The sequence below is a fragment of the Vibrio sp. 99-70-13A1 genome, from assembly GCF_013114625.1.
Lineage (GTDB): Bacteria > Pseudomonadota > Gammaproteobacteria > Enterobacterales > Vibrionaceae > Vibrio.
Genome location: NZ_VTXD01000085.1, coordinates 1 through 2019 on the forward strand (window position 1 = coordinate 1; position 2019 = coordinate 2019).

The following is a 2019-nucleotide window of genomic DNA, read 5'->3' on the forward strand; positions in this document are numbered from 1 at the left end:
GAGTCTAGTTCAATTGATGCGCACTCATTAATTTGAAGGGTATTCACAGCATTGTTGCAATCGAAAGCTACATCTTCAGCCGAAACTGTAGCAGTAAAAACCAAACTAGACAGAGCCAATAATAGTCGACTTTTCATCACTTTCCTCATAAGCACATAACGCCGCATTAAGTGGTGAACAACGCGACCACCAATTTTTAAACCTTGCCACATAAAGCACTGAAGCCGACCTAAACTGAAATTGCCAAGCGTTGAGAATCCGTCTTAAATGCTTTGTTAGCTTAGCCCTTTTCGTCTAATAATATGACCTAAAGAAACTGATCCCATGATTTCATCTCTTGCATATGATTTGCCATTTAAAATATTAATTTTATGCTCGATATCAAAATCAACAAACTCTATACAGTAAGTTCCCTGTTTTAATACAGCTTCTTCAAACACAACATCTTTATTATTTGAAGAAATAACATTAAAAATAAGTAACTGTTGCTCTATTGGCATACTGAAGCCAAGAATAACCTTTTCCAGGGATTTAGGATCATAACTATGTTTTCCAACACACTTTGATGTTAAGCGGTACTCATTTTCATACTCCCAACACTCCGACTTACTAAAAATTAATTGTTGGCTAGAGCGAGGATCCATAGCGTGCACGATAGGTGCATTCTCACTATACTGTATTACGTCACAGTGAAGTTCTTCTACAGCGTCAATACTGCCCACATTGTAAATGCTTTCAACAAAACTATTCTTGTCAAACTGCAAACAATAACCTTTCATTGCATCTGCATAATGTGACCACATTAAATTATTAAATTGAGGTAATTTTTCCGCACAAGACAGAGACATAGAAAGTACACTTCTGCCTTGATACTCTGATATTTCATTCTTCGTGTGCTTCTCAACATGCTCAGCAGATACTAGCTTTTCCGCTGCTTCTGAGCTAATGACCTGAGAGACAATACGACGCATTATTTTCGTTGATTCATCATAGTTATCAAACTCACTGAAAAGATGGCTCCCTTCAAAAGGATCATTACAACTTCCTTGTGAAGCAAACCAAATATGGCTAGATTGCAGACAAGCCAACTTGTTCATATCGACATTACTAAATTTGAATAACTTCATATTATTTCCTAGAACTTTGACTGGGCTTAGCTAACGCCCAATTAAGTAGCTGACAACGCTACCAGTACACCCAAATTTACCACCGAAATCACTGAAGCTAAACCGGACTGAAAATGCCGTGCGTTGACAGTCTGCTTAAATTGCTTGTTAGTTTCATTGCTGGCGGCTTAGTAATAAGCTTGCTCCAGACATAGCTAAAAAAGTTGCACAGCCTCTATTGAAGCGCTTTGCCATTTTCGGCTTCGTGAACCACTGCCTTAAATATATTCCGAATATGGAATAAATCGATATTGCACCCATTTCTAATATTAGGAATGTAGCGCCTAAAACGAAGAACTGTTCATTTACACTAGCCGAAACATCAACGAGCTGTGGGAGAAAGGCTGTAAATATTAAGATTGCCTTTGGATTACCAGCAGCTAACAAAAACTCTTGCTTAGCTAGACCTAGCCAGTTATGAGTGCTTTCTAATTCAGCGACTGGGCTTGACTCCGAACGCCAAAGATTCAAGGCAATCCACAACAAGTACGCCGCACCCACAATTTTAATGGTTAGAAATAGAGTCTCAGATGCATAGAGAACGACAGCTAAGCCTGAAGCTGCCAAAGCAATCATTATAGAGAATGCAGCTATTCGACCCAAACCAGCAATGAAAGCAGACTTGAAGCCGTAACAACGAGCATTATTCATAGACAGTAAGTTGTTTGGACCAGGAGTCATATTGAGCGCAAAGCACGCTGGTATAAAGAACAATAACTTCCAAATTTCCACAATATTTCCTCCATGAAAACTAACGCCCAATTAAGTAGCTGGCAACGCTGCCAATATACTCAAACCTACCACCTAAATCACTGAAGCTAAACTGAGTTGAGAGTGTCAAGCGTTGGCAGTC

2 protein-coding genes are annotated in these 2019 nt (G+C 39.1%); both read right to left on the bottom strand.

What is annotated here, in order from left to right:
* Positions 1 to 275: 275 nt before the first annotated feature.
* Entirely contained in the window at positions 276 to 1127 is an 852-nt protein-coding gene (locus tag F0226_RS22255) for a DUF2971 domain-containing protein (protein WP_171737674.1), read from the bottom strand.
* 153 nt (positions 1128 to 1280) lie between these two features.
* On the bottom strand, positions 1281 to 1898 hold the full coding sequence (locus F0226_RS22260) for a LysE family transporter (RefSeq protein WP_171737675.1): 618 nt from the start codon (positions 1896 to 1898) through the stop codon (positions 1281 to 1283).
* Positions 1899 to 2019 lie beyond the last annotated feature (121 nt).